The organism is Salmonirosea aquatica, from assembly GCF_009296315.1.
In the GTDB taxonomy this organism is placed as follows: domain Bacteria; phylum Bacteroidota; class Bacteroidia; order Cytophagales; family Spirosomataceae; genus Salmonirosea; species Salmonirosea aquatica.
This window is the reverse complement of sequence record NZ_WHLY01000002.1, coordinates 4,631,111-4,656,471: the sequence shown is the minus strand read 5'-3', so window position 1 is coordinate 4,656,471 and position 25,361 is coordinate 4,631,111. Positions and strand designations below refer to the sequence as shown.

The following is a 25,361-nucleotide window of genomic DNA, read 5'->3' as shown; positions in this document are numbered from 1 at the left end:
AAACAAACTCATTTCCACCCACAGATCGGCTCCAGCCAGTCCTGACCAGGGTCGATGGGCGAGCCGTCGGGCGCGGCGTTGGGTTTGGTAGAAGTGAGTCCTTCTTTATCCCCATTCTCAAAAAGTTCGATTTTTTTGGCCGCCGCAAAATAGTGCGCCCGCTGCTGCTCGTCGCCGTAGGCTTGCTTGGGTTCCATCCACTTTTTCAGTTCATTCAATTTAAAAAGCGCTACCGAACGGGCGGCGGATGAAGCATCCTCCGAGGCCGCCAGATTCATCAACTCCTGCACCACCATTATTTCGGTCTGCCGCCGGATGGCCGCCTGGTAGCTTTCTTTCGTCACAGTTTTGGCTTTCCAGGTATCATCGACCAGCGCATCCACCACTTCGCCCAGACCGGGCAGCGACGCATCGAGGGCTTTCTGCGCTTCCAGTCGACTGGCCCGCTCGGGATGCAGTATGAAGCCCAGCGTGAGCGTCGTAGCCGCTTCGGCGGGAGCCAGGGGGTCGAAGGTCAGTCCCGTCCGGCCCGAGAATAGTTCGCGCGGATTGCCGTCGAAGCCGTAGGGGCGCGGGGGCAGCATTTTCAAGATGGAACGGGGCAACGCCAGTACCTCGGGCTGCAAAGCGGCCAACACCGATTTCAGGGCGCGACGCTGCTCCGCGCCCGCCACGGGAGCCACGGCTACCTGTCCGTCACCGCGTACGGCATATGTGTAGTCCACCCCGCCAACCACCTTGGTGGCGGCCTCCACCTGGTAGCGATGAAACAGGTACATGGGCACCAGTACCTCCTGCAAGGTAGCCAGCGGCATTCCGACCGGAATCTTTTTCTCCGAGAAATTATTCAAAGCGATTTTTCGCACCTTCATCACCCGGTCCAGTTCGTCGACGGCGTTGCTGCCCGCGTCCCAGAGGTGGGTTTTGGAGTGCGAGCTACCCGCCGGGCGCGCGTCCTGATCGGTCAGGAAACCCTGCCCGGTTTTGAGGTAATCGGTAATGATTTTGTTCAAGGCTTCCTTCTCATTCGTGCCTTTCGGAAACTCGCGGTAAGCGTAGTCGATGGCGATTTTGTCCCAATCGCCGATGCCCACGGCGTAGGCATGGGACAGGTCGAGGGTACTGTCGTTCTTGATATCCACCTGCGGATGCGGGTAGTCCATCACCGAAGCGCGGCCGATGGAGCTGGCGATGTAGTTGTGCGGCAGCCCGAGCGTGTGACCTACCTCGTGCGCGGCCAGTTGCCGGAGTCGAGCCAGCGAAAGCGCCATCATCTCGTCCGAAACGGCCTTTCCTTCTTCGTACTTCGCCACCAGTCCCTGCGCGATCAGAAAATCCTGCCGCACCCGGAGTGAGCCGAGTGTCACTTTCCCTTTCAGGATTTCGCCCGTGCGCGGGTCCATGATACTACCCCCGTACGACCAGCCGCGCGTGGAGCGGTGCACCCACTGAATCAGGTTATAGCGGATGTCCATCGGATCGGCATCGGGCGGGAGTAGCTTCACTTGAAATGCATTGATGTAGCCCGCCGCCTCGAACGCCTGATTCCACCAGGCCGTACCTTCCATCAGCGCCGAGCGGATGGGCTCGGGCGCGCCGGGGTCCATGTAGTACACGATCGGCTCCACGGCCTCGCTGCGGGCGGCGTTGGGATTTTTCTTTTGCAGTCGGTGCCGCGCAATGTAGCTTTTGATGAGCGGATCGCCCACGGGCGAGGCGTAGTCGAAAAACTCGATGCCGTTGACGCCCGCGCGCGGATCGAAGGCGCGCGTTTGGTACCCATTGTCCGGTAGCTCCACAAACGAGTGATGCTGGTGCATGGTGACGGCATTGGCCGAGGGTACCACCGACCGCAGGTACCCCCCGGGGTTGTCGCCCGTGAGGGTGATGATGGTTTCGAATTCGGTATTTTTAGGGAAATTCTTGCTGCGTTCCAGGTACAAGGCCGACCGCGAAGCGTCCATTTTGAAGGTACCCTGCTTCGTGCGGCTGATGGACTGCACCGCACCCACGGCATCCTGCATCAGAAAGGGCGTCAGCTCCACCAGCACGTGCCCGCCCGACTCAGCGGCTACCTCGAACCCCCACAACACCGACTGCGCAAACGATTCCTCCACGGCCTTCCGCTCCAGCGGATCATCGGACAGAGCGCGGTAGGCGTAGTTGGGCTCCACCATCAGAACTTTGGGACCGCTGCGCTGAAACTTCACGATGTGCTCGCTGCTCAACCGGCCCCGGTCCAGACCGATGTCGTTGGAACCTACTCCTTGCGCCAGCGTGGGGTAGTACAGCAGCTCGGTATCCAGTTGACTGATTTCCAGCCAGATTTTTCCTTTTTTGGCATCGTAATAGAAAGGCAGGTACCCTTCCTGTTTGTCCATGCCCTCGGTGAAGGCTTTGATCGTGGGAGTTTGGGCGAGGGTACTGAGGCTCGTCAACAGTACGGCCAGCCAGGCGTAGAGGTATTTCTGCATATAGAATAAGATAGGATGGGTTAAGGGGTTGAATATAATCCAAAATGCCGAAACTCGCCAACGTGAGGTATGGGAGCGATAGCAGTTTGTAGGTTTTGTGGTAGAAAATGTTGGGATTGTGTAAAGGAAAAATCCACAGGAACGGCGAATCAAAGTTCAATTGCTTCATTTATAAAATTGAAACATTGAAAATATAAATCACCCTAGTGGCAGAAATTATTCTATTCAACAACTTTGAATCACAAAGTACTTTGAATACATTTGGCTCCGAAATGATTCGTAAACCTTAACGTTCATCGATCATGAAAAACAAAGCAGGTATACTCAGCGGTTTTGTCCTGGGGACGGGCGGTTTTCTTTTGTTGTTCAAATTACTCATCCTCGATCGTACAGATCCTTCCGATGAGCTCGCGCCGGGAATTGTCGTTTTTATGGCAGTGCTGAGTGGATTCCTGTTTGCTTACCTGGGTTCCCGGATTCAGAACGCGCGGGCCAAGTAACGGAGCGACAAAACCTGTAAAAGCCACACCCATGCCCCGCAACCTACCCTATCAGCTCGCTGCCTTGGCAATTTTTGTCCTGCTAAAACTGGCCTATACCCAGGCCGATACCAGCGACCTGGCTTTTTTGCTGGGTCCCACGGATACTCTCGTCGGGCTGGCGGCGAATTCCCCGTCCGTGTATGATTCGGCGAGCGGTTACCTTCATCCGGATTTGAATATTACTATCGACAAATCGTGTTCGGGATTCAACTTCTGGATGTTGAGCTTTCTGATGCTGAGTTTTTTATCGCTAAGGTACCTTAGCCAATCGAGCCACAAACTAGCCGCCCTACCTCTTGCCCTGCTGTGCGCCTACGGGCTGACGATTTTTGCCAATACCTCCCGCATCACAATTGCGGTGCTGCTGCAAAATCAGTTTCCCCACGTTCCGCCGCCCTACCAAGCCTGGTTTCATCAGGCGCAGGGTACCTTCGTGTACCTTTCCTGTCTGATCGGCCTATACCTGACCCTCGATTATCTACTATCCCAACTCACCTGTTCCGATGCGCAGCCTGCTTAACCCGCGATGGATTTTTCTGCTGAATACCCTACCGATAGTTCTGCTGTTTTTGCTGCTCCTCGGCGATTTCAACATCATCAAAAGCCAGCTTTCGGCCGAGAATATCGACCATTGGCGGGCATTTGGCCTGGTACTGGCCCTGCTGACGGCCCTTGGTGCCGGATATGCCTTCTGGCTGCTTGACCGGAAGGAACAGGTGTCGATGTATTACGGCCTGTTCGCTTTACTAAGCCACCTTGCTTTCCTGGCGGTTTACATCGATCGTAGCGAAAAAGTACTCCCCGTCACCTTACCCCGCTGGTTGCTGTCGGGTGACGTGTTCCTGTACATCGGTACTTTTCTGATGCCTACCCTCACGTACTCGTTTTTTGTGCTGACGACCCGCTCCGCGCCCCGAGTCGAGCGGCGCAGTGCGGCCAAAAGCCTGGCCTACGCCATCGGAATCCCTCTGATGTGGTACCTTTTCTACCAGGTTGTCGCGCCGCTTTGGAAACCTACCTCTACCTACGAAAATACTATCATTACGGTACTGATCGCCCTTAGTACGTTTGCATTCCTGTTTTTTCTGGTGCGGGCGGTCTACATCATGGTCAGTAAGCGAAGCGGAATCTGGCATCAATACCAGTTAATCTGCAAAATCGTCATCGCGATCCTGTTTCCGCTGTGGGGACTGGTGGTCAACAATGGCCATTTTTTTAGTTTTGTGGGAGGGCGGGGCGATTCCGGCGTGTTTGGCAACTTCAACAGCTACTGGTTCTACGGGCTGGCCGTGTTGAATGGTATTTTGATCTGTCTGCCCAGCCTTGAGAACAAAGCCTACCGACTGGCGCTCTTCCTGGGACGTAGCCTGACTTTTGCCTACACCCTCTATTTTTTCGTCGTTTTCCTGCCTTTCCTGCCGTTGTCGGTGCTGGTGATCATCGTCATTGGGCTGGGTTTTCTGATGCTCACGCCGCTGGTACTTTTTGTAATTCACGTCGATGCCCTGGCCAGGGACTTTGCTTTCCTGAAAAGATATTTTTCCGGAAAAATCCTTACCCTCGGCTCGGTATTGGCTTTTCTGATCATTCCGGCCGTAATCACCGCCGATTACTGGCACCACAAGCAGGTACTGTACGAAGCCCTCGACTACCTGTACACGCCGGATTATGCCAAAAATTACGCCCTGGACGCCAGGTCCCTGGAACGTACCCTACATCATGTCAAAAGTCACAAATATCCTTCGCGCATTTTCCTGAGCAGTGAAAAGCAGCCCTACCTTTCGGCCTGGTTCAATGCGGTGGTTTTGAACAACCTCACCCTTTCCGACGCCAAAATCAGCACCATCGAGCGGGTTTTTCTGGGCGCGCCTCCACGCCCGGTCTTGCCCGAATCCATTCAGAACGACAGCATCGGTATTACGCAGATTTCTACCCGAAGTACCTTCGACAGCACTCAGAACGCCTGGCGCAGTTGGGTGGATTTCCGGCTTACTAACCGCGCTACCAACCCATGGTTGGCCGAGTACGCCACCACCTTTACCCTACCCGCGGGCTGCTGGATTAGCGATTATTACCTCTACGTGGGTGCCAGAAAGGAAATGGGAATCCTGGCGGAGAAGAAAGCGGCTCTGTGGGTATTCTCCCAAATCCGCAACGAAAACCGCGACCCCGGCCTGCTGTACTACCTGACCGGGAACAAAGTCGCCTTCCGGGTGTTCCCCTTCGCCGCGCGGGAGGTTCGGCGCACGGGCATTGAGTTCATTCACAAAGAGCCCGTTACGCTCAACATCGGCGGACAGGCCATTGCTCTGGGCCGGGGTACCCCGGCCGCAAGTCAGACTTCGGACCACAAAGCGGACGATCCGGTCGGGTATGTTTCGGCTCGGGAAAAACAGGCTCTGGAACGGGTGCAACGGAAGCCTTACTATCATTTTCTGGTGGATGTTTCGGAGCGGGAAGAGCAGTATCAAAAAGAATTGATGAAACGAATCGACACGTTGCTCGCCCGGAATCTGATCGACCGGCAAAACGCCCACATCAGTTTTGTCAATGCCTACGTCACAACGATGCCCATGGGTGATGATTGGAAACAAAAGTTCAGCGCCCAAACCTTCGAAGGTGGCTTTTACCTGGATCGCGCCGTCAAAACGGCCCTGGTCGAGGCGTACACGAACCAGCGCAACACCTACCCCGTGCTGGTGGTCTGCACCGATTATCTTCTCAATGCCGTGCTGGAAAAAGACCTGCCCGACTTCGCTTTTCTTGCGCCCGAAGGCGACCTCTTCTACGAATTGCAGGCGGACGGGTCGCTACTCCCCCACCCTTTTAGCACCAATTCGGCGGAAGGTACCCTCGACCTACAGCTGGAACGTACCGTTCTGAAATATCCTGTCAGTGCCGATTCGGTGGTATATTTGCGGGATTCGGATGAGCCGGAAATTTTCCTGAAAAGCAAGCGCATCAGGGGACCCGAAGCCGAAATTAAAGCCAAAAGCTGGCGCTCGGCGCTGCTGATGCAGGGGCAGTGGCTTTCGCAGGTGTTGCATCCCGAAACTTCCCAACGGGAGTGGCCGGGCTTGGTAAAGAATAGTTTTCTGGCCCACATCATGACGCCCGTGACCTCCTACCTGGTGGTGGAAAATGAAGCCCAGAAGGCCATTCTGAAAAAGAAACAAGCCCAAGCGCTGGCCAACAACAAATCGCTGGACCTGGGCGAAGAGGCCCAGCGCATGACCGAGCCGGGTTTGTACGTGCTGGCGCTCCTGCTGGCCATTTTCATCTGGTACCGGGAGCGGAGAAAAAAAGCCTATATTCCCTAAAAAAACACAAACCTACCTGATGACCGACGTAATAAACCAGCCTTTCCCTCCTACCTACCTGGCCATCGACCAGGCTACCCAGTCCCACGGCTTCACGATGCCTTCCGACCCGCTCACCTGCTCGCTGCTCCGGACGCTGGCGGCTTCCAAGCCCGCGGGCCGATTGCTGGAACTGGGTACCGGCACAGGACTTTCCACAGCCTGGATTCTGGACGGCATGGATGCTGACTCGACGCTGGTATCGGTGGATTATGACGGGCAGGTACTCGCCATTGCCCATACCTACCTGGGCGACGACCAACGTTTGAGTCTGGTGGAAGCGGACGGCGAAGCCTGGGTCACCGGCAACGCTGGAGCGAGGTTCGACTATATTTTTGCCGACACCTGGCATGGCAAGTACCTGCTACTTAATGAGGTGCTGGCCATGCTGAACCCCGGCGGCCTGTACATCGTGGACGATATGCTACCGCAGCCCAATTGGCCCGAGGGACACGCCGAAAAAGCCATTCGGTTTGTGGAAGATTTGGAAAAAAGACCAGATTTGCTGCTCACTAAGCAACACTGGGCCACGGGCATCATCGTGGCGGTGAAGCGGTGAGGCAATCAGAAATTCATGTACCTTTTGAATAAAGACACAATTCAATGAGAAATTCCTGGCCTGAACTTGTATTTGACCAAGCCAAAGATACCTACGAAACCCTGCATCTGTGGACGCAGATCGTGGGAAAAATCAAACTGAGCCGGATGCCCTGGATCAACCATTCGTGGCACGTCACCCTGATCGTAACCCCCACCGGCCTGACGACCGGTAACCTACCCGCCGAGAAAAAGCATTTCCAGATCAATTTCGATTTCCGGGAACACCAATTGCAGATCCTGACCAGCCTAGGCGAAGAAAAGTCCTTTCCCCTGGCTCATCATTCCGTGGCGGCATTTTACGAAAAAATAATGGCTGCCCTGCGCGAGCTGGGCATCGAGATTGACATCCATAAGGTACCCAACGAACTGGAAGTGGTCATTCCGTTCGACCAGGACGAGCAACACGTCACTTATGAACCACAGCATGCGGCGGATTTGCATACGGTTTTGCTCTCTGTCAATGAAGTGTTGACGCGGTTCCGGGCGGAGTTTGTGGGCAAATGCAGTCCGGTTCACTTTTTCTGGGGTAGCTTCGATCTGGCCGTTACCCGTTTCTCGGGCCGCAAGGCGCCCCAGCACCCCGGCGGGGTACCCCATCTGCCCGATCGCGTGGCGCAGGAAGCCTATTCGCACGAGGTGAGCAGTTGCGGTTTTTGGCCAGGCAGTGTCGGGGTACCCTTTGCCGCTTTTTACAGCTACATGTACCCCGAACCCGAAGGCTACAAGGCCGCCGTTGTCAAACCCGAAGCCGCCTACTACCACCAAACGATGGGCGAATTCATCCTACCCTACGATGTCGTGCGACAGGCGGACGATCCCGCGGCGATGCTGCTCGACTTCCTGCAAAGCACCTACCGGGCCGGGGCTGACCTGGCGGACTGGGATCGGGAGAATCTGGAACAATAGCCAAAGGTCAAAGGCTATTCTGGCGGATAATTCTGCTCCGAAAAGGCAAACAATCGCTACCAGGTCGGGTTTACCAAAGACAACCAATGAGCCGTATTCATGCCCAAGAAGAAGATAGCCATTTTCTGGCACCGCCGCGACATGCGCCTCCACGACAACGCCGGCCTGTACTACGCCCTTAAATCGGAGTATCCGGTACTTCCCCTTTTTATTTTTGACAAAACCATCCTCGACGAGCTGGAAGACAAACGCGACCGCCGCGTGGAATTCATCATGCGCGCCGTGGAGGACATGCAGGAAAAACTGGCGAAAGAAGATTCGTCGCTACTGGTCAGGTACGGGGTACCTTTGAAAGCTTGGAAGGAAATTGTGAACGAATACGACGTAGCCGAAGTGTATACCAACCACGATTATGAACCCTACGCCAAAAAACGCGATGGCGAAGTAGCCGATTTTTTGAAGAAAAAAGATATTCCCTTTCACACGTTCAAAGATCAGGTAATCTTTGAAAAAGAGGAGATCCTGACGGGCAAAGGTACCCCCTACACGGTGTTCACGCCCTACAGCAAATCATGGCTGGAAAAGCTACACGGCTCGAAAGAGAAAAACTTTTATGTAAAGCCCTACCCCACCGAAAAGTATTTCGACAAGCTGCACAAAACCAAAAAGCTCCCGATCCCAAGCCTGGAAGAGATGGGTTTTGAACGAATGCCGGATGAAGAATTCCCCTCCAAAAAAGTTCGTGACGAAAAGCTGGCAAAATACGCCGAACTGCGCGACTACCCCGCTGCGCCGGGTACCTCGCGCCTGAGCATCCACCTGCGCTTCGGTACCATTAGCATCCGCGAACTGGCCCGGCAGGCGATGGGAACCAGCAAGACCTTCCTGGGTGAGCTGATCTGGCGCGACTTTTACCAGCAGATTCTCTGGAATTTCCCGCACGTGGGCGAAGGCAAAGCGTTCCGGCCCGAGTACGACCGCATCAAATGGCGCAACAACGAGGAAGAATTCGAGAAGTGGTGCCAGGGCCAGACAGGGTACCCCATCGTGGACGCCGGGATGCGGCAACTGAACGAAACGGGATACATGCACAACCGCCTGCGGATGATTACGGCCAGTTTTCTGGTCAAAGACCTTTTGATCGACTGGCGCTGGGGGGAGGCGTATTTTGATAAAAAATTGCAGGACTACGACATGGCTGCCAACAACGGCGGCTGGCAGTGGGCAGCGGGCTCAGGTACCGACGCCGCGCCCTATTTCCGGATTTTCAACCCCACGACGCAGGCCAAGAAATTCGATCCACAGCTCAAATTCATCAAGGAGTGGATTCCTGAGCTCAACGAACTGGACTATCCGGACCCCATTGTAGACCATAAAGAAGCCCGCGAACACTGTTTGAAAGCATACAAAGAAGCGCTGGACAGTTGAACTGTCGGTCTGGCTTTGCGTGTTAGTATGGAGAATCCTAACCGAGCCCCTTCTTCCTCTATCAATCCTGAAAATCAAAAACCCATGAACCCAACCAACGAACCAACGCAACCGGAGGAGTATCAGCCTTTTGTGGACGAAACCTGCGGCGATAATCTTTGGGATGAGGTGCTGGCTCAGCCTGATCCCAATCCCGTGGCTCGCCCCGTTCAACCTGCTAAGCAGCAATCCACTGATATCAAGTCTGAATAATATTCTAATCCGGTCTGCCCATGCGTATCATCTCGGTCAACGTAGGACTGCCCCGTACCGTTGAATGGAGCGGTCGGCAGGTCACCACCGCTATTTTCAAACAGCCCGTGGCGACACCTCTGGCCCTGGATCAACTCAACTTCACGGGCGACCGGCAGGCCGACCTAACCGTACACGGCGGCCCGGATAAAGCGATTTACGCCTACGACACGGCACATTACGATTATTGGCGACAGCATCTGGATCGTGCCGACTGGGCACCCGGTCTGTTCGGGGAGAATCTGACCACCGAAGGGCTATTAGATTCTGAGGTTCGCGTGGGCGATTTATTTCAAATAGGTACCGCTCAACTCCGGGCGGTGCAGCCCCGGTTTCCGTGTTACAAATTGAACGTCCGCTTCGATGATCCCCAAATGGTACGACGCTTTACTCAGGCGGGCCGCTCAGGAATCTACTTCCGGGTAGTAGAGCCGGGCGTTATTCAGGCAGGCGATCCGATAGAATTGGTCGAGCCGGCCGATACGACGATCACGATCCAGACCCTTTTTCAACTCATCCGGGCCCGCCAGGCCGACGCTGACCTCCTGGCCGAAGTACTGGCGCTGCCGCATTTACCCGCCAGACTCAGAAAGCAGCTGACTCGGTAAAAGCGCCGGGATTGTGTATTTGTGAATATAGACCAGAGTTTATAATCCTACTTTTTTAACGTTTCCAGTATCTTCCGCATGTCCGCCGAGGGGATGATGTGGTTGAAATTAGACCAGTACACTTCGTCGTACTTGGGAATCCTTTGTGAAGGAAAAAGGGATGTGTCGAGTAGTTGATCGGTAGGCGGTACGGCGTTGCCGTTGCTTTTGAGAATGTCGTTCGCTACGAAGTGCAGCGTGATGGTACCCGTAATGGTTTCACTTTTTTCGATAAAATCGGTCTGGATCAGCAGTTGCGAATCCTGCAGGTACCACTTGTCGCCGTAGGGTAGGTAGTTGGTGAAGCTGCTCAGACGTTTGGGTTCGCGGCGACTCTTGCCGAGTACTTTGCCCATCACGCTTTTCATCGAACTTTTGAATACCTCCTCCATACCCTCAGGCGTAAAATCATAGGCAATACGCACGATGGCCGAATCGGCTTTGTTGATGCAAATGATGCCGTTGCGCGCGCCCTTTACCTGCGGGCCCACGGGCCGGAAATGGATTTGATATACGTCTTTGTTATTGTAAAAGGCGATGGTATCATCCAGCTGAAAACGGTAATCGGCCAGATTGCTCCCCGACAAATAATCGGGCAGGCCCGTTTCCAGACTGCGGGTCACGATGGCGGCTCCGTTGGGAAACTCGTATTCATCCAGGGCTTTGTGGCGACTGGTACTTTCAAACCTACGTCCCCGTAGCAAACGGAACTTCTCAGGTACCTCAATCTTGGGGCGCGGGTCTTTTTCCACTTTCAGCACGCCTTCCCGGATATCCACGTAATCGCCGTTCTGTTGCAGGGTTTCCTGGTAGAAGCCCGTCATCATGATGGGCGTTTCGGTGTAGTTTTTAGCGACCTTACCCAAAGCTGCCACCACCCAGCCGCGCGCATCGAAACCTTTGATATAGGCACTATCCACGATGACGGGCTGCGCGCGTTCCAGTTCCAGCACCACGTTCTTATCCCCCGACACGAAGCCAGTTCCTTTCTGAGCCCGGTTTTTGTAGCCCAGGCGCGCCACGGTCACGTCTTCTTCGGCAGCGATTTTGGGAAAGCGGTAGTAAAATTCGCCCTGTGCGTTGGCAATGGTACCCGTACCTTTACTCATTACGCCAATGTGCGCATACGGTACAGGCTGACGGGTGGTCTTGTCAATGATTTTCCCGCTGATAATGATGTACCCCTGCGCTTTGGCGATTTGAATGGAGGTGAGTAAAAACAGGACAAGGATAGCAGTTCGGTAGAATCTCAGCATCAAGTGGTTTTTATTAAAAATTCGGTATGGCAAAGGTACAGCGTACCTAAGTTCAGAATTTGCTTGTTTTGAAATTTAGGTAACCAACCTCAATTATTTGGGGTTGGAAAGCAAGTGAGATTCACTTTCTGTGACCTGGATGGAGTTGAAGTAATAGTCTCACTATTGTTAGATGATAAAAGAAGTTTATTTGAACTTGATATTTGAAAAACAGATTTTGGTAAATTGATAAACATTCCAGACCTCTGATCCGTAACTTGGGCTACCCTGCTAATACCGATTTCTAATTAAAATGAGTGAAAAACAAGAGTAACATTGAATATATATGAAGCTAACTCTAATAGTGCTAGCCTTAGGCGCATTGTTAACCTCCTGCGCGTCAAAAACTATGATTAACAAATCGTTTAGGGCCTCCGAGGCAGGAGAAGTAAGTTATTTCGAGCCGCTGGCGTATATCAGTCTGATTCAGCAGGGCAATCGGCCATTTCACAACGATTCGCTGTCATCCGTTTCGAGGGAGTTGCTAGACTCGATCATTCAAAATAGCCACCCTTTTGCGGCCACTCGGAAAATCGAGAATAATGATCCCGAACTACGGCAGCAACTGGAAATTGATATCAACAACACCTTCATGCGGGTATTGAAAGGCAAAAGAGTCGAAGGCATTGAGCTACCACCCGTTCTGCGCACCGCGCTGGAAAATAGTCAACAGCGCTACGCCTTGGCAACAATTAGTACGGGCTTTGGCCGCCGGAAAGGGAATTATGGAGGACAAATTGCCAAGGGGTTGGGTGTCGGGCTGCTGACTTTGGGCATGTACACACCCGTACCCGTTAAGACAAGTTCTACCTTGTTTGCCCTAATTTTTGATACCCGGCAAAACGAAATAGTGTATTTCAGCAGAACCCTACCTGTAGAAAAATCACCAACCGACAGTCAGGTATTGCAATCACAGTACCGAAAACTTTTTGATAACAGTAAATACCGCAACCATTAAACCAACTCAAAAATTATGAGAAGTTACCTCTCCCTAATCGCACTGGCCCTTACCCTGCAAAGCTGCTCAGACCATGACATAGAAGACCCCAAAGTAACCCTGCCCAAGGAATATGAAGCCTGTTGCGGGGTACAGCCCGTGGATTTCAAGATGGGTAGTGAATCCATTTACGTACCCAATGCCTTCACGCCTAACGGCGACGGCATCAACGACCTGTTTTATCCGCACGTCAGTGAGGGCGTTGTGGACGCAGAGGGCTTCACCATCACGAGCGCCGAGGGGGATACGCTTCTGTTCCATCGGCTAGTCTTCATCTGGGATCGATTGGACGAGTTTGCCTGGAATGGCAAACGCCCCGATGGTTCTGTGTACCGAGGACGGTTCAAGTACAACATGATTATTGCGGGTAGGGAGAAAAATCAATCGAGGCTATTATCCGGCGAGGCCTGTAGCATCTTATGTGAGCCAGGAACGAAGGAGTTGATAGCCAAGAATACCTGCTTCTATCCCAGCCAAGCCGGTAAAAACGACAAACTTGGCCAACTGGATGTCAATCTAGCCAGCAACGAGAAGGGTTGCGCCAAGTAGGCTAAAGGTACCGGACATTCGGCATTTAACTTTGGGTCTTTCCTAATCGTAAGCTGTGTTCCCATGTGATGTATGCATACGTTAAATACGCTGTAGGGGACGAGAATCTTTCAAATTCGCAACCAAAAAAGGTACTCTAATCCAACTCCCCAATCCGCAAAATCAAATTAGGATCAGGACAATTAGCCAGGTAGGTACCCCGATCGGCCAGGGAAGCTACGCCGGGATAGTCGCCCCGATAGTCGCCCAGGTCGGTGATAAGCTGGAAATGCAGGTGCGGAGGCCAATGGCCGTTTTCAGGGTAATTGCCGATGGCCGCAATGTGTTGACCCGCCTGTATTTCGTTTCCTTCGGCTATTTCTTGCAGGGAATCCAGCGTCAGGTGACCGTATAGGGTATGAAAAGCCATACCATCCAGTTCGTGCCGTAGAATGATAGTCGGCCCGTAATCTCCAAAGTTGTCATTGAAGGCCACGCTATGGACCACGCCCGGCAGCGGCGCGTATACGGGCGTCAGCGCATCGGCCCAAATATCCACACCCAGGTGAATGCAACGGCCTTCCTCGGCGTAGTCGCCGAAGTGCGCCGAGCGGCGGTAAATGACGCGGTGTTCGTCGTAGCCACCTACCCCTACGTACCGGCTGTCTTCCAGCAAAGTACCAAAGACATAGGCGGAAAATGCGTCGGTATCGGTCAGATCTAGGGTAGGCAGATCAACGTTGGCCGCCGTAAAATCGAGTTTTCGAAACGGCTTTTCCGTGAGAATTACGTGACTGAACAAAGCGTAGGCATTCAGGGCGTTGCGTAGCGACATGCGGTGTATGATAGGAAAATCAAAAAGCGCAAAGTACGGCAAAACACGGAATGAACGTTTGTTTCGTTTTAAAAAACCGCCGATTACCCAACGAACGCCATGCGACAGTGGGTAAATTGGTAATTTTCGCAGAATTACTATCTTGCGGAGATTAACATCGTGTAGAATTAACCCAAGAAGTCACTTTCAATCGCACCGGCGACCCGGTCTTCCCTAACTAAATGGCTACAACAACTCCTCCCCAAAAGCACCCGCGTGGCTTGTATGTCCTGTTTTTTACCGAAATGTGGGAACGCTTCAGTTTCTATGGCATGCGGGCCATCCTGCTGCTGTATCTGATCAAATCGGCTTCGGAAGGGGCGTTGGGGCTTCCGGAACAAACGGGCGGTGCCATTTACGGGCTTTACACTTCCTCAGTGTACCTCCTGACTCTACCGGGTGGCTGGATCGCCGATAATATGCTGGGGCAGAAAAAAGCCATCTGGTGGGGCGGTATCGTCATTATGCTGGGCCACCTTATCCTAGCCATTCCGGGCAGTAGTACCATTTTCTTTCTGGGACTTTGTACGGTTGCCCTGGGCACGGGACTTCTGAAAGCCAATATCAGTTCCATTGTCGGCAACCTGTATCCCGAAGGCGGAGCCCGGCGCGACGCCGGTTTTTCTATCTTTTATATTGGCATCAACCTGGGCTCTTTTCTGGGCATGACCGTGGTAGGGTACCTGGGCGAAAAAGTCGGCTGGCATTATGGCTTCGGCGCGGCAGCCGTGGCGATGTTCTTGGGCGTAGTGGTGTTCCGGCTCAACAGCGGAGCGCTTGAAGGCCTGGGCGAACCGCCTGAAGTAAAGAGCAAACCCACTTTTCTGTACGTAGTAGCGGGGGCGCTGGCCTTTCTGACTACGCTCGTGCTGACCGGAGTTCTGGATGCCGTTTCGCTGGCCAATGTGATGAAGTACGTTATCATTACCATCACGATCTGCTACTTTTTGTACATCGGCATGTTCGACAAATCACTGAGCGTGGTCGAGCGCAAGCGGGTAGGTGTCCTGTTTGTTTTCTTCATGGGGGCAGCCCTTTTCTGGTCGGGCTTCGAGCAGGCGGGCTCCTCGCTTACCATTTTCGCCGACCGCCACACCGACCGTTTCATTGCGGGTTGGGAAATGCCCGCCTCATGGTTCCAAAATGCCAACGCCTTCTTTATTCTGGTTTTTTCCGCTCCCATTGGCGCTTTATGGATCTACCTGAACAGAAAACATATGAATCCCTACGTACCCGTTAAATTCGGCCTGGGACTCATCCAAATGGGCTTTGGCTTCTTCATCATGTACTGGGCCGCTCAGTACGCCGTAGAAGGCATGAAGGTAGGCCTGGGCTGGCTGGTATTCACCTACCTGTTCCATACGCTGGGCGAACTGTTCCTGAGTCCCGTCGGACTGAGTACCTACACCAAACTGGCTCCCAAAAAGTATTACAGCCAGATGATGGGCCTGTGGTTCGTGGCGGCTTCACTGGGCAATCTGATTGCGGGCCTGTTCGCCGGCAACTTCAACGAAGGCAATGTGGCCGAAATGCCCAGCCTGTTCCTGCAGGTGTGCCTGTTTGGAGTCGGTTTCGGTATCCTGATGATCCTCCTTTACAAGCCGATCAAAAACTGGATGGGAGGTATCGAATAAGCGTTAAATTTCATCTTAACTGATTTCCCAAAGCCTTTGTAATATCTTATGAATATTGAATCCCAGCCCGGCAGTAGCTTTACGCACGCGTTCCGATTCAGTCAGGCCGATGTTGAAGCCTTTGCCCGTGTTACCGGCGATACGAACCCTTTGCACCTGGATGCCGATTTTGCGGCTACTACCGCGTTCAAGCGCCCCATCATTCACGGTATGTTAGGGGCAAGTGTGTTCACCAAAGTCCTGGGAACCGAATTTCCGGGCTATGGCTCAGTCTATCTGGGCCAAACCCTGAATTTCATGCGGCCCATGTTTGTGGATACCGACTACGAAGCGGTTTTTACCATCGAGAGTATTAATCCTGACAAACATACGGCCGAGATACGCACCGAAATCCTGGATAACCAAACCCGTAAGGTAACCACCCGCGGAATGGCTACGCTGATGAACCAGGAGAAGTTTTGAGTAAAGATAAATCCAATCAATCCTACAGCGGTTTCAGGAGCTGCTACATAGCCAGGCACCCACATAAAAAAGCGGCCCGATTCTTACCTGAATCGGGCCGCTTTTATGAAGACATGAACGCCTAAGCGCCTTCGGAATTCTTCATGTTTTGCACTTCGCTACGAATTTCCTGCGCCATGGTTTTCAGCTCCTGCATTCCTTTGCGAACGCGGGTACCCGCAGCCTGATTTTTCTTATCGTAGAATTTGTCGAAGTCTCCTTCGAGCGACATTACTAATTTCTTTACTTCTTCAAATCGTCCCATAATTAAAAGGTTTTTTTTAGTTGAAAAATGCGCTAAATGGGCTTTTAGAGCCCGTTTTGATCGAAATTTAACAATTAATACCTTTCTACCAACTTAATTAATCAAAAAAAACACTTCAAAAAGTACAAGGAGTTGGACAAAATCTCATAATCATCTGAAATTCAGACCAATAACCAAATTCATATTTTGAGCAAACGGTTAAAAAAACAGGGTTTATTTCTACAAAAAATGGCCCTGTTAAGCATTTAGGGCCATTTTTTGACTAGGCAATCTCGCGTACTTCTTCAACCTGGTACACCCGGTTCTTTAGTTTCTCGGCCAGGGTTGTAAAAGCATCCAGGGTGTACTCGACATCCGCCAGCGTATGCGCGGCAGTAGGAATAATGCGCAGCATGATTTGGCCTTTAGGTACCACCGGGTACACCACAATGGAACAGAAAACACCCATATTTTCGCGCAGGTCACGCACCATACGGGTCACTTCGGGGATACCTCCTTCGCTGTGCAAAAAGACAGGTGTCACCTGCGATTCCGTTTCACCAATATTGAAGCCCCTAGCCCGAAGGCCACTCTGCATGGCATTCACGATTTTCCACAAATTCTCGCGCAGCTCAGGCATGGCCTTCAGCATTTTCAGGCGGTGACGGCAACCTTCTACGTAGGGCATGGGCAGCGCCTTGGCGTACGTCTGCGAACGCATGTTATACTTGAGGTACATGATGATATCAGGATCGTTGGACGCCACAAAGCCCCCAATGGCAGCCATGGATTTGGCGAAGGTTGAGAAGTACAGGTCAATGGCGTCCTGCACGCCCAGTTGTTCACCTACCCCCGCACCCGTCGGACCCATGGTACCAAACCCGTGGGCATCATCCACAAACAGCCGGAATTTGTACTGTTTTTTCAATTCGGCGATCGCTTTCAAATCACCTACCTTGCCTGACATGCCAAAAACTCCTTCGGTAATGACCAGTACTCCGCCTCCCTTGGCATCGGCCATCTTGGTAGCCCGCTTGAGATTTTTTTCGAGGCTGTCCATGTCGTTGTGATTGAACTTGTAGTACTGCCCCATTTTGGCCTTGTGCAGGCGCACTCCGTCGATAATACAAGCGTGTGACTCAGCATCGTACACGATTACATCGCGGTGGTCGCACACACTTTCGATTATAGACACCACACCCTGGTAGCCGTAGTTCAAGAGGAAGGCATCGGTTTTGCCCACGAATTCGGCCAGCTCTTTTTCGAACGTTTCGTGTAGTACCGAGTTGCCCGACATCATGCGGGCGCCCATCGGGTAGGCCAGGCCCCACTTGGCCGTAGCCTCGGTGTCGGCCTGGCGGACTTCGGGATGGTTGGCCAGGCCCAGGTAGTTGTTCAGGCTCCAGTTGAGTACCTCGCGACCCATGAACTGCATCCGGGGGCCGAGCTCACCTTCCAGCATCGGAAATGAAAAATAGTGGTGGCTGTTCAGCATCTTGGCGGGCGTACCGATGGGTCCCCAGTTGTCACGCAGTTTCTCAAAAATATCCACTTCGTACTAGTTTATATGGGTTATTGAATGATTTTAATAGCAATTAAGTGCAAAATTAGAAAAAATATTGACATAGTATCAGTTTCCTTAGTGTCAGAACATTAGGATACCCCTGGTCGCGTCTTTCATCCCAAAGGCTTCTGAATTTGTGGCAAAATCATAAAAGTGTGTTCCCAGCCAATTCTCTATGGAATCCTATTTAAATGTAAGAAAAAAAATCAATGTTGCGCGGCCTGTACGCAATTTGCTACATTTGGCTGATCGCATCAGGCTAGAAACCACCTGCACTTATCCCTTCATTGAAAATTAAAACCGGATGCCCGAGATAAAAAAAATACTGGTTGCCAACCGGGGCGAAATTGCACTGCGGGTCATGCGTACCGCGCGCGAAATGAACATCGCCACCGTAGCCGTATACAGCGAAGCCGACCGCCTGGCCCTGCACGTACGCTACGCCGACGAGGCCGTATGCATTGGCCCGCCACCCTCGTCAGAATCGTATTTACGGGGCGACAAAATCATCGAAGCGGCCCAGCGGCTGGGTGCTGATGCCATCCATCCCGGCTACGGTTTTTTGTCTGAAAATGCCGCTTTTGCCCGTCAGGTACGGGAAGCCGGGCTTATTTTCATCGGCCCTTCGCCCGAATCCATCGAAGTGATGGGCAGTAAGCTGGCGGCCAAGCAGGCTGCCGCGCAGTATGACATTCCGATGGTACCCGGCACCGCGGGAGCCATCACTGACCGCACCGAAGCCAAACAGATTTCGGAGCAAATCGGCTATCCCATCCTGATCAAAGCCAGCGCGGGCGGGGGCGGCAAAGGGATGCGGATAGTGGGAAAGCCGGAGGAATTCGATGAGCAGATGGATCGGGCGGTGAGCGAAGCGGTGTCGTCGTTTGGCGACGGATCTGTATTCATTGAAAAGTACATCACCTCGCCCAAGCACATCGAAATTCAGGTACTGGGCGACCAGCACGGCAACATCATCCATCTGTTCGAGCGCGAATGCTCTGTCCAGCGCCGCCATCAGAAAGTGGTCGAGGAGGCGCCATCGGCGGTACTTACCCCCGAAATCCGGGAAGCGATGGGGCGCAGCGCGGTAGAGGTAGCGCGAGCCTGCAACTATTTTGGGGCCGGCACCGTGGAGTTTATCGTGGATGAGGCGCTTAATTTTTATTTTCTGGAGATGAACACCCGCCTGCAGGTAGAACATCCGGTGACTGAGCTGATTACGGGCGTGGACCTGGTGAAGCAGATGATTTACATTGCCGAAGGGAAAGAGCTACCCATCAGGCAAAAGGATCTGACTATCCATGGCCATGCCGTGGAGGTGCGGGTCTACGCTGAAGATCCCGCCACCAACTTTTTGCCCGACGTAGGTACCCTGCAAACCTATGTCCGCCCACAGGGGAATGGGGTGCGCGTGGACGATGGCTTCGAGCAGGGTATGACCATTCCGATCCATTACGATCCGATGATTGCCAAACTGATCACCTACGGACAAGACCGGGCGGAGGCAATCCAGAAAATGATCCGGGCTATCGATGAGTATCGAATTTCGGGCGTGCAGACGACCCTACCCTTTTGTCGCTTTGTCATGGAACATGAAGCGTTTCGTTCGGGGAAATTCGATACCCACTTTGTGAGCAAATACTTTACATCTGAAAATCTAAAGTCCGAACCTGAACCCTTCGTACAGGAATTGGCCGCTCTGCTAACTGCCCGTTTTATGGCAAAGGTACCTGCCTCCCGGCCACCGGTAGCCGCCGCAGGTACCACCAGTAAATGGAAATCTCGGGGGGGGTGAGAAAATGCTACGAAATTCTTCCCAAAATTTACGTATTTTTGCGGTCTTATTTTTGTGTGGGTGCCACCTTGGGCGGCACCAGGTACCTGTCTCCGCCTACCTCGGCACCTTGACGCACCCTGTTTGAACATTATATATTGCTGATAAAAAGCTATGAAGCTATCCGAATTTAAGTTTGACCTTCCCCAAAGTTTAATTGCCCTCCATCCTGCCGACCGGGGCGAATCGCGCCTGATGGTCGTACATCGTGATACCGGAAAATTTGAACACAAGACCTTCGGCGACATCGTGGACTATTTCGATGATGGCGATGTGATGGTAATTAATAACACCAAAGTTTTTCCAGCCCGCCTGTTTGGCCAGAAAGAAAAAACCGGTGCCAAAATCGAGGTTTTTCTCCTGCGGGAATTGAATCGCGACATGCGCCTTTGGGACGTACTGGTAGACCCCGCCCGTAAGATTCGGGTAGGAAACAAACTATATTTCGGAGACAGCGACCTGGTGGCCGAAGTCATCGACAATACCACCTCGCGGGGCCGTACGATCCGCTTCCTCTACGATGGCTCGCACGACGACTTCATGAAACTCGTGGATCAATTGGGCGAAACTCCGCTACCACCTGAGATCATCTCACGCCGCAAGGTGGAGAATGCCGATCGCGAAAGGTTCCAGACGATCTACGCCGAGCATGTCGGTGCCGTGGCTGCGCCTACTGCAGGTACCCACTTCACCAAGGCCATTATGAAACGCCTGGAAATCAAGGGTGTAGGCTTTGCTCCTATTACACTCCACGTGGGCCTGGGTACCTTCCGCTCAGTAGATGTGGAAGACTTGACCAAGCACAAAACCGACTCGGAGAACTTCCAGATCACCCAGCCCAGTGTAGATATTGTCAATGCGGCGTTGGACGCCGACAAGCGCGTGTGTGCCGTAGGTACCACCTCATTGAAAGCCATTGAATCGTCGGTTTCAGCCAGCGGACATCTGAAAAGTGTGGAAGGTTGGACGGATCGGTTTATTTTCCCCCCCTACGAGTTCAAGCTCGCCAATTCCATGATCACCAACTTCCATCTGCCGGAATCTATCCTCCTGATGTCAGCCCGTGCATTCGGAGGCAATGAATTGATCAAAGAAGCCTACAAATTAGCCATTAAGGAGAAATATAAGTTTTTCACGTACGGCGACGCGATGCTGATTCTATGAGTTGACAGCTGGCTGACAGGGGATGCTTTGGCAAATTTATTTTGGCACAGGCTCCCACACTAGCTTTATAAAATTCTCAAAATCAGTCATTTATTAAAAATAAATAAACTAAATTATATTGGGTACATCAACGCTCCGCGGTCAACTGTTCATTATCCACTGAATCAATTTGCCATCATCGTCGCGGGCGGCAGCGGGAGCCGCATGAACAGCGATCTGCCCAAGCAGTTTCTGCCCATAGGCGGCCGTCCGGTCCTGATGCATACGCTGGCGGCTTTTCGGGCTTACTCCGAGCAACTGTCGATCATCCTCGTTTTGCCCGAAAATCAGGTTGAATCCTGGAAAACCCTGTGCACTCATTACGATTTTGTGCTCGATTATCAACTGGTGGTCGGGGGAGAAACGCGGTTTCACTCCGTGCGGAATGGCCTCGCCCGTATTCATGCTCCGGAAGGTTTTGTGGCCGTACACGATGGGGTACGGCCTTTTATATCCACAGAAATAGTAGCGGCAAGTTTCAGGAAAGCTTCTGATGCCGGAACTGCCGTAACCTGTGTACCGCTCAAAGACTCGGCCCGGCAGCTACTGCCCGACGGCGGTAATCAATCCGTAGACCGCACCGCCTACCGCCTGGTGCAAACCCCTCAGACCTTTCGCCTCGACTGGATGCGGCAGGCCTTCCAAGCAGAGCCGATGCCTCATTTCACTGACTGCGCTAGTGTGTTGGAACAGGCAGGGTACCCTATCCATCTTATCGAAGGGTCTTACGAAAATATCAAAATCACCACCCCCGAAGATTTGGTTTGGGCGGAGGCTTTTTTGCAGAAAAGGAAGGCGGAATTTTAGATTCTAAGTTTCAGCCCCCCAAACCAGATACTGCTTTTTTCAGAAAGCTATTTTGATAAAAAACCCCATATTTTTGTCAGAAAGACGAAGCTAGTCCGGTATCCAAAACTCTTTCGATGCGCCCCCGCCTTACCGTTGACTTGTATATAGAAGGAATTCTGGCCCGGAACCGGTCTATCCTGAGTCAGGCCATTACCCTGATCGAAAGTCGATTGCCCACTGACCGCGCCTTGGCCCAGCGGGTGTTGGAAGGCGTCCTTCCGTATACGGGCCATTCGTTCCGGATCGGAATCACGGGGGTACCTGGGGTAGGTAAAAGCACCTTCATCGAAGCATTTGGCCAGCATATCACCTCACTGGGTAAAACGGTGGCCGTGCTGACCGTAGATCCCAGCAGCCAACGTTCGGGCGGAAGTATTCTGGGCGATAAAACTCGCATGGAAACCCTTTCTCATAACCCACTGGCGTACATTCGCCCTTCGGCGGCGGGCGGTTCGCTCGGGGGGGTGGCGTACCGTACCCGCGAAGCGATGCTGCTGTGCGAAGCAGCGGGCTTCGAGGTACTTCTCATCGAAACCGTGGGGGTAGGTCAGTCCGAAACGTTGGTACATGAAATGACGGATTTTTTTCTGCTGCTGATGCTGGCGGGTGCGGGTGATGAATTGCAGGGTATCAAGAAGGGCATCATGGAAATGGCCGATGCGATTGCAATCACCAAAGCCGACGGACCCAATCGCTCCGTGGCGGAGCGGGCAGTCAACGAATACCAGAATGCTTTGCATCTGTTTCCGGTGGCTGAATCGGGCTGGACTACTCGGGTGGTAACGTGTTCAGCTTTGGAAAAGGAGGGGATTGAAAATGTTTGGGAAACGATGCAGCGGTACGAAAGCTTCACCCGACAAAATGGTTTTTTTACCAAAAACCGACAGAACCAAAATCTGGATTGGTTGAAAAGTCATATCCGTCAGGCCTTGGAAGAGCGATTTCTGAATCATCCCGAAATCAGGGCACAGTGGCTGGCCGCCGAGCGGTCCGTACAAGCAGGCGAAGAACTCCCGTTGTCCGCGGCCGAGCGGTTGTTAAACCTATTTTTTACATAGCCTCAGTGCCGATCGATCGGTTAACCTTTTACTTAAAATATTGGCCCGACTACTTATTGTGTTTCGCCATTCAATAATCCATTAGTACCTTTCGCATCCTATTTGAATAATATTGTAAATTAGTTCAACTGTCCATTAAATCTATTTGTATTAGTTATGAAAAATTCCCTATTATCAACACGTGGTTCGGTACATACCACATTGCTTATGGCCCTTCTGGTCATGGCAGCCCTGGTTGGCTGCAAAAAGGATTCAGACCCCTCGCCCAGCGGTAGCGACGGGGTAGAAGGCAACTGGCAAATTACGGGCATCAAAGTATCTCCGGCCCAAAACGGTATCACCGACTTTGTTCCGCTTATTAACGCATTAGCCGGAAATGACTGTTTTACGCGACTCACGCTAATCTTCAAAGGGGATGGAACGATTGATGGCAAAGCTCCGGCTGGTTGTGAAAGCGCAGAAGAAACTGCCTCAGATCAGGTAGGAATCGAAGAGACCACCACCTGGAAGGTGGAAGGGAACAAACTCATTTTAACCACGGGTACTGACCGTACAGAGTATGATCTCAGCGTCAACAAAAGCACCATGAGCCTATCACAACAGGAGGTTGACGCGGGTGTAACCTACACCTATACACTCGAGCTCAAAAGAGTGTAGGAAAAAACCAGATTGAGGTATTCCAAAAGAAAAGACCGTATCCAAGCAGGATACGGTCTTTTCTTTTGGACTTTGTCTTCTACCCTTCCGCCAGTGTTTTCTCGACTTTTACCAACCAAATCAGTCCCACCACACCCGAAAGCAGGGTACCTACCATGATGGCCAACTTGGCTGTATCCTGCAAAACAACATCGGCAAAGGATAGGCTGGTGATGAAAATGGACATCGTGAAGCCGATCCCGGCCGTGAAGCCCAACCCAATGATGTGCCGCCACCGCAATCCGGTGGGCAGTTCGGCCAAGCCCAGTTTGACCACCAGAAAGGAAAGCAGGACAATGCCCAACGGCTTTCCCAGAAACAGGCCCGAAATGATACCCAAACTGAGCGGTGCCGTCAATAGCCCAGCTACCCCACCAGCAGCCAAGACAATACCCGTGTTAGCCAGCGCGAAAATAGGCATAATAAGATAGTTAACGGGTTTGTAGAGGGCATGTTCGAGGTCGTCCACCTCATCCAGCGGAATCGTCATAGCGAGCAGTACCCCGGCGATGGTGGCGTGTACCCCCGATTTGAGCACAAAGAACCAAAGCAGAAGGCCCGGCAGAAGGTAAAAAATGAACCGGCGAACCTTGAAATGATTGAGCGCAAAAAGGATGGCCAGGGTACCCCCTGCGTACAACAACATGGTGGTATCAATCTCATGGGTATAGAAAATTGCAATGATCAATACCGCGATCAGGTCGTCGATGACAGCGATGGCTGTTAACAGTACTTTCAGTGCGAAAGGTACCCTATTGCCCAGTAGTGAGAGCATGCCCAGCGAAAAGGCAATATCCGTTGCCGTGGGAATGGCCCAGCCATCCACCGCGGAGGTACCCGCGTTGAAGGCCAGGTACAGGGTAGCGGGCACAATGGCTCCGCCCAGGGCCGCCACACCCGGCAGCAGGGCTTGTCTGAGTTTGGAAAGCTCGCCTTCCAGTAATTCGCGCTTGATTTCCAGCCCTACAAAAAAGAAAAAGATGACCATCAGGCCATCGTTGATCCAGTGCCCAATGGTTTTTTCAAGGGGAGGTACCCCTACCTTTATTTCCCAAAAAGAAAGAAACGATTCCCCTCCCGCCGAGTTGGCCCAGATCATGGCAACCACCGTGGCAATCAGTAATAAAATACCCGACAGGCGGCCACTTTCGGCCAGATCCAGAATGGGGTTTATGATTGGGTCCGTTACGGGCCGAACCGCTTTTCTGAATTGTACTATCTTTCTTTTTCTTTTCATCGATGCAGCGTGTCAACTCGTGTGGTCACAGACAATCACCCATTTCCCTTTGATTTTCCGCCATAGCAGGGTGTAGTGCCCCCCACATCGCCGGCTTCGGGACGGGTGAGGTGCCACTTACCCACCACGAAGGCCACACCTTTGCCCGGAAATGACAGGTGCAGGATATCGAATTTGAGGGTACCCATGGTGGCGCGGTCAGGATATCGCTTCAGGTACCCCTGGTAGGTGTTTTCATAGCCATAGGTCACGCCGTTTTTACCCACAAACATGAGCGAGTCCGATTCCCAATAGCCCTGCATGAAGGTGTCGATATTTCCGGCGTTCCAATCGTTGGTCTGGCGGTCGAGGGTACCTAGGATAAGCTTCCGATCGCTGTCCGACTGCGCCATCAGGCCCGTGGTAAGCAGAAGCATCACGAGGGTTAACGTAGTGTTTTTCATAAATTATACGGATTTTTGTGTTTTGAGGGGCGTAGTTTAATGCTAGCCACAGGATAAAAGGTGACCCAAAGGTACACTAGGAACGAACCTACTACCTAACCACCTAAAAACCTAACACCCGATTATGTTCAAGAACCTTTTCAAAAAAGTAGACCGC

At 52.5% G+C, this 25,361-nt stretch carries 23 protein-coding genes and 2 pseudogenes; 18 read left to right on the top strand and 7 right to left on the bottom strand.

From position 1 onward, the window contains the following. Nucleotides 1–8: 8 nt before the first annotated feature. On the bottom strand, nucleotides 9–2,474 hold the full coding sequence (locus GBK04_RS20275; RefSeq protein ID WP_152762835.1) for a zinc-dependent metalloprotease: 2,466 nt from the start codon (nucleotides 2,472–2,474) through the stop codon (nucleotides 9–11). Nucleotides 2,475–2,776: 302 nt separating this feature from the next. Here GBK04_RS20275 and GBK04_RS20270 point away from each other — a divergent pair, with 302 nt between their 5' ends. The 8 genes from GBK04_RS20270 (at nucleotide 2,777) to GBK04_RS20240 (ending at nucleotide 10,208) form a co-directional block, all read left to right on the top strand. After that, on the top strand, nucleotides 2,777–2,974 hold the full coding sequence (locus GBK04_RS20270; RefSeq protein WP_152762833.1) for a hypothetical protein: 198 nt from the start codon (nucleotides 2,777–2,779) through the stop codon (nucleotides 2,972–2,974). Nucleotides 2,975–3,005: 31 nt separating this feature from the next. Beyond that, on the top strand, nucleotides 3,006–3,536 hold the full coding sequence (xrtK, locus tag GBK04_RS20265; protein ID WP_152762831.1) for an exosortase K: 531 nt from the start codon (nucleotides 3,006–3,008) through the stop codon (nucleotides 3,534–3,536). Next, nucleotides 3,520–6,336, top strand: coding sequence for an MSEP-CTERM sorting domain-containing protein (locus GBK04_RS20260; RefSeq protein WP_152762829.1), 2,817 nt, complete (start codon nucleotides 3,520–3,522; stop codon nucleotides 6,334–6,336). Before xrtK ends, GBK04_RS20260 begins: the two co-directional genes overlap by 17 nt. A 19-nt stretch (nucleotides 6,337–6,355) precedes the next feature. Further along, nucleotides 6,356–6,934 (top strand): O-methyltransferase, encoded by a 579-nt coding sequence (locus tag GBK04_RS20255; RefSeq protein ID WP_152762826.1) that lies wholly within the window; start codon nucleotides 6,356–6,358, stop codon nucleotides 6,932–6,934. 44 nt (nucleotides 6,935–6,978) lie between these two features. Continuing rightward, nucleotides 6,979–7,881 (top strand): DUF5996 family protein, encoded by a 903-nt coding sequence (locus GBK04_RS20250; protein WP_152762824.1) that lies wholly within the window; start codon nucleotides 6,979–6,981, stop codon nucleotides 7,879–7,881. Nucleotides 7,882–7,980: 99 nt separating this feature from the next. Further along, nucleotides 7,981–9,309: a cryptochrome/photolyase family protein gene (locus GBK04_RS20245; RefSeq protein ID WP_152762822.1), complete on the top strand. Its 1,329-nt coding sequence runs from the start codon at nucleotides 7,981–7,983 to the stop codon at nucleotides 9,307–9,309. Between the two features lie 84 nt (nucleotides 9,310–9,393). Continuing rightward, entirely contained in the window at nucleotides 9,394–9,561 is a 168-nt protein-coding gene (locus GBK04_RS30860; RefSeq protein ID WP_373331165.1) for a hypothetical protein, read from the top strand. Nucleotides 9,562–9,581: 20 nt separating this feature from the next. Further along, on the top strand, nucleotides 9,582–10,208 hold the full coding sequence (locus GBK04_RS20240; RefSeq protein WP_152762820.1) for an MOSC domain-containing protein: 627 nt from the start codon (nucleotides 9,582–9,584) through the stop codon (nucleotides 10,206–10,208). 47 nt (nucleotides 10,209–10,255) lie between these two features. Here GBK04_RS20240 and GBK04_RS20235 read toward each other — a convergent pair whose 3' ends face one another. Continuing rightward, the gene (locus tag GBK04_RS20235; RefSeq protein WP_152762818.1) at nucleotides 10,256–11,503 is read right to left on the bottom strand and encodes a carboxypeptidase-like regulatory domain-containing protein; all 1,248 of its coding nucleotides are present in this window, start codon (nucleotides 11,501–11,503) and stop codon (nucleotides 10,256–10,258) included. Nucleotides 11,504–11,602: 99 nt separating this feature from the next. On the opposite strand from GBK04_RS20235, the pseudogene GBK04_RS30855 reads away from it, so the two are divergent. The 3 genes and pseudogenes from GBK04_RS30855 to GBK04_RS20225 form a co-directional block, all read left to right on the top strand. Beyond that, nucleotides 11,603–11,710 (top strand): annotated as a pseudogene (locus GBK04_RS30855) (DUF6984 family protein); the annotation flags it as partial. 181 nt (nucleotides 11,711–11,891) lie between these two features. Further along, nucleotides 11,892–12,500 (top strand): hypothetical protein, encoded by a 609-nt coding sequence (locus GBK04_RS20230; protein ID WP_152762817.1) that lies wholly within the window; start codon nucleotides 11,892–11,894, stop codon nucleotides 12,498–12,500. 15 nt (nucleotides 12,501–12,515) lie between these two features. Further along, nucleotides 12,516–13,088: a T9SS type B sorting domain-containing protein gene (locus tag GBK04_RS20225; protein ID WP_152762815.1), complete on the top strand. Its 573-nt coding sequence runs from the start codon at nucleotides 12,516–12,518 to the stop codon at nucleotides 13,086–13,088. Nucleotides 13,089–13,224: 136 nt separating this feature from the next. Here the strand turns inward: GBK04_RS20225 and GBK04_RS20220 are convergent, their stop codons facing one another. Further along, the gene (locus GBK04_RS20220; protein ID WP_152762813.1) at nucleotides 13,225–13,902 is read right to left on the bottom strand and encodes a peptidoglycan DD-metalloendopeptidase family protein; all 678 of its coding nucleotides are present in this window, start codon (nucleotides 13,900–13,902) and stop codon (nucleotides 13,225–13,227) included. 221 nt (nucleotides 13,903–14,123) lie between these two features. Here GBK04_RS20220 and GBK04_RS20215 point away from each other — a divergent pair, with 221 nt between their 5' ends. Both GBK04_RS20215 and GBK04_RS20210 read left to right on the top strand, forming a co-directional pair. Then, nucleotides 14,124–15,575: a peptide MFS transporter gene (locus tag GBK04_RS20215; RefSeq protein WP_152762811.1), complete on the top strand. Its 1,452-nt coding sequence runs from the start codon at nucleotides 14,124–14,126 to the stop codon at nucleotides 15,573–15,575. 48 nt (nucleotides 15,576–15,623) lie between these two features. Beyond that, nucleotides 15,624–16,037, top strand: a complete 414-nt coding sequence (locus GBK04_RS20210; RefSeq protein ID WP_152762809.1) for a MaoC family dehydratase — start codon at nucleotides 15,624–15,626, stop codon at nucleotides 16,035–16,037. A 121-nt stretch (nucleotides 16,038–16,158) separates the two neighbouring features. Here the strand turns inward: GBK04_RS20210 and GBK04_RS20205 are convergent, their stop codons facing one another. After that, nucleotides 16,159–16,341 (bottom strand): BF3379 family histone-like protein, encoded by a 183-nt coding sequence (locus GBK04_RS20205; protein ID WP_152762807.1) that lies wholly within the window; start codon nucleotides 16,339–16,341, stop codon nucleotides 16,159–16,161. A gap of 262 nt (nucleotides 16,342–16,603) precedes the next feature. Further along, nucleotides 16,604–17,872, bottom strand: a complete 1,269-nt coding sequence (locus tag GBK04_RS20200; RefSeq protein ID WP_373331164.1) for an aminotransferase class I/II-fold pyridoxal phosphate-dependent enzyme — start codon at nucleotides 17,870–17,872, stop codon at nucleotides 16,604–16,606. 316 nt (nucleotides 17,873–18,188) lie between these two features. On the opposite strand from GBK04_RS20200, the gene accC reads away from it, so the two are divergent. The 5 genes from accC (at nucleotide 18,189) to GBK04_RS20175 (ending at nucleotide 23,485) form a co-directional block, all read left to right on the top strand. Next, entirely contained in the window at nucleotides 18,189–19,679 is a 1,491-nt protein-coding gene (gene accC, locus GBK04_RS20195) for an acetyl-CoA carboxylase biotin carboxylase subunit (RefSeq protein WP_152762805.1), read from the top strand. 153 nt (nucleotides 19,680–19,832) lie between these two features. After that, a complete protein-coding gene (gene queA / locus GBK04_RS20190; protein WP_152762803.1) occupies nucleotides 19,833–20,882 on the top strand; it encodes a tRNA preQ1(34) S-adenosylmethionine ribosyltransferase-isomerase QueA in 1,050 nt (349 codons plus the stop codon). A 159-nt stretch (nucleotides 20,883–21,041) separates the two neighbouring features. Beyond that, on the top strand, nucleotides 21,042–21,728 hold the full coding sequence (locus GBK04_RS20185) for a 2-C-methyl-D-erythritol 4-phosphate cytidylyltransferase (RefSeq protein WP_152762801.1): 687 nt from the start codon (nucleotides 21,042–21,044) through the stop codon (nucleotides 21,726–21,728). A 116-nt stretch (nucleotides 21,729–21,844) separates the two neighbouring features. Further along, complete coding sequence (meaB, locus tag GBK04_RS20180) at nucleotides 21,845–22,828, top strand: methylmalonyl Co-A mutase-associated GTPase MeaB (protein WP_152762798.1); 984 nt, start codon at nucleotides 21,845–21,847, stop codon at nucleotides 22,826–22,828. A gap of 156 nt (nucleotides 22,829–22,984) precedes the next feature. Next, complete coding sequence (locus GBK04_RS20175) at nucleotides 22,985–23,485, top strand: lipocalin-like domain-containing protein (protein ID WP_152762796.1); 501 nt, start codon at nucleotides 22,985–22,987, stop codon at nucleotides 23,483–23,485. Between the two features lie 79 nt (nucleotides 23,486–23,564). Here the strand turns inward: GBK04_RS20175 and nhaA are convergent, their stop codons facing one another. Together nhaA and GBK04_RS20165 are read right to left on the bottom strand one after the other, a co-directional pair. After that, on the bottom strand, nucleotides 23,565–24,761 hold the full coding sequence (nhaA, locus tag GBK04_RS20170) for a Na+/H+ antiporter NhaA (RefSeq protein ID WP_152762794.1): 1,197 nt from the start codon (nucleotides 24,759–24,761) through the stop codon (nucleotides 23,565–23,567). Between the two features lie 12 nt (nucleotides 24,762–24,773). Continuing rightward, a pseudogene (locus tag GBK04_RS20165) lies at nucleotides 24,774–25,204 on the bottom strand (YybH family protein). Between the last annotated feature and the right edge of the window lie 157 nt (nucleotides 25,205–25,361).

Excerpts from the sequence above, each read along its gene's own strand:
- GBK04_RS20215 (WP_152762811.1), top strand. The coding sequence starts at position 14,124 with ATGGCTACAACAACTCCTCCCCAAAAGCACCCGCGTGGCTTGTATGTC.
- queA (WP_152762803.1), top strand. The coding sequence starts at position 19,833 with ATGAAGCTATCCGAATTTAAGTTTGACCTTCCCCAAAGTTTAATTGCC.
- GBK04_RS20255 (WP_152762826.1), top strand. The coding sequence starts at position 6,356 with ATGACCGACGTAATAAACCAGCCTTTCCCTCCTACCTACCTGGCCATC.
- GBK04_RS20240 (WP_152762820.1), top strand. The coding sequence starts at position 9,582 with ATGCGTATCATCTCGGTCAACGTAGGACTGCCCCGTACCGTTGAATGG.
- xrtK (WP_152762831.1), top strand. The coding sequence starts at position 3,006 with ATGCCCCGCAACCTACCCTATCAGCTCGCTGCCTTGGCAATTTTTGTC.
- GBK04_RS20245 (WP_152762822.1), top strand. The coding sequence starts at position 7,981 with ATGCCCAAGAAGAAGATAGCCATTTTCTGGCACCGCCGCGACATGCGC.
- GBK04_RS20220 (WP_152762813.1), bottom strand. The coding sequence starts at position 13,902 with ATGTCGCTACGCAACGCCCTGAATGCCTACGCTTTGTTCAGTCACGTA.
- GBK04_RS20235 (WP_152762818.1), bottom strand. The coding sequence starts at position 11,503 with ATGCTGAGATTCTACCGAACTGCTATCCTTGTCCTGTTTTTACTCACC.
- GBK04_RS20205 (WP_152762807.1), bottom strand. The coding sequence starts at position 16,341 with ATGGGACGATTTGAAGAAGTAAAGAAATTAGTAATGTCGCTCGAAGGA.
- GBK04_RS20275 (WP_152762835.1), bottom strand. The coding sequence starts at position 2,474 with ATGCAGAAATACCTCTACGCCTGGCTGGCCGTACTGTTGACGAGCCTC.
- GBK04_RS20210 (WP_152762809.1), top strand. The coding sequence starts at position 15,624 with ATGAATATTGAATCCCAGCCCGGCAGTAGCTTTACGCACGCGTTCCGA.
- GBK04_RS20260 (WP_152762829.1), top strand. The coding sequence starts at position 3,520 with ATGCGCAGCCTGCTTAACCCGCGATGGATTTTTCTGCTGAATACCCTA.
- GBK04_RS20230 (WP_152762817.1), top strand. The coding sequence starts at position 11,892 with ATGATTAACAAATCGTTTAGGGCCTCCGAGGCAGGAGAAGTAAGTTAT.
- GBK04_RS20225 (WP_152762815.1), top strand. The coding sequence starts at position 12,516 with ATGAGAAGTTACCTCTCCCTAATCGCACTGGCCCTTACCCTGCAAAGC.
- meaB (WP_152762798.1), top strand. The coding sequence starts at position 21,845 with ATGCGCCCCCGCCTTACCGTTGACTTGTATATAGAAGGAATTCTGGCC.
- GBK04_RS20175 (WP_152762796.1), top strand. The coding sequence starts at position 22,985 with ATGAAAAATTCCCTATTATCAACACGTGGTTCGGTACATACCACATTG.
- GBK04_RS30860 (WP_373331165.1), top strand. The coding sequence starts at position 9,394 with ATGAACCCAACCAACGAACCAACGCAACCGGAGGAGTATCAGCCTTTT.
- nhaA (WP_152762794.1), bottom strand. The coding sequence starts at position 24,761 with ATGAAAAGAAAAAGAAAGATAGTACAATTCAGAAAAGCGGTTCGGCCC.
- GBK04_RS20250 (WP_152762824.1), top strand. The coding sequence starts at position 6,979 with ATGAGAAATTCCTGGCCTGAACTTGTATTTGACCAAGCCAAAGATACC.
- GBK04_RS20270 (WP_152762833.1), top strand. The coding sequence starts at position 2,777 with ATGAAAAACAAAGCAGGTATACTCAGCGGTTTTGTCCTGGGGACGGGC.
- accC (WP_152762805.1), top strand. The coding sequence starts at position 18,189 with ATGCCCGAGATAAAAAAAATACTGGTTGCCAACCGGGGCGAAATTGCA.